Origin of the sequence: Streptococcus sp. DD04 (assembly GCF_001578725.1) — a bacterium.
GTDB classification, from domain to species: domain Bacteria; phylum Bacillota; class Bacilli; order Lactobacillales; family Streptococcaceae; genus Streptococcus; species Streptococcus sinensis.
Genome location: NZ_KQ968977.1, coordinates 353,351 through 354,299 on the forward strand (window position 1 = coordinate 353,351; position 949 = coordinate 354,299).

1 protein-coding gene is annotated in these 949 nt (G+C 46.6%); it reads right to left on the minus strand.

Annotation, left to right across the window (positions count from 1 at the left end):
• Window positions 1–35: 35 nt before the first annotated feature.
• Complete coding sequence (locus STRDD04_RS04450) at window positions 36–878, minus strand: metallophosphoesterase family protein (RefSeq protein ID WP_062199697.1); 843 nt, start codon at window positions 876–878, stop codon at window positions 36–38.
• Window positions 879–949: the final 71 nt, after the last annotated feature.

The window sequence follows — 949 nt, forward strand, 5'->3', positions numbered from 1 at the left end:
GACAAAAGAAACATTTTTCTACAGGCGCTGCAAGTTTATAAAGGGTCTCTCAAGAACTCCTTAACCGAGGCAAAATAGTCTTCCCGCTCACTGATTTCTCGCAAGAGATCGTGATTGTGGGTATGATGAATGCCATTGACTATGCTTTCCTCATAAATTTCGTAATAGGGCAACTGGAGCTCACGCGCTATTTCCAACTCCTGCTCAACATCGTAGGCGACTCTACACAAGTCTACATCCTTCAGACCGGTCTCATCAATTTCGATGATAGCATACTGGGCTCGCAGATCCTGCCGCAAAGTCGCATCCAAAAAGAAGGGCTGTCCAATTGAGCCTGGATTGATAACCAGCTGGCCACCCGTCCCATAACGAAGGAATTGTTGGTGGATGTGGCCGTAGATGGCAATGGCCGCTTCATTTCCCTCAAAGAGTCGGTCAAAATCGGCCTGTTCACCGATATGAATCAGCTCCCGACCCCAGTTTTTATCCGGCAAGTGGTGGCTGACTGCAATTTTCAAACCTTCTACTTCTGTCAAAACTTGCAGAGGTAAATCTTGCATACGGTCAATTTCTTCTGGACGAATTTCCTCCAAGATAAAATGGCAGAGCCTTGTCAAGTAAAGATGGCTAGGGCGAGACAAGTCCAGCTTGCCGTGCAGGGCACGCCAAAGGCTATCTTCCCAATTTCCCCGAACCTGTAGGCTGATGGGCAACTGATCCAGTCTGTCCAGAATATTACGCCGACCAGTCCCTGGCATGAGCAGATCACCCAAAAACCAGTAGTCCGTCACTCCCTGACTCTCTGCGTTAGCCAAGACGGCCTCCAGAGCCGTCGCATTGCCATGAACATCTGACAATAAAGCAATTTTTCTTTTCATCGTATCTTTCTCTTTCTATACAAGAAATATTATAACAAAGATCAAAAAAACTTCCACTCAAAAAACATTGG

Excerpts from the sequence above, each read along its gene's own strand:
- STRDD04_RS04450 (WP_062199697.1), bottom strand. The coding sequence starts at position 878 with ATGAAAAGAAAAATTGCTTTATTGTCAGATGTTCATGGCAATGCGACG.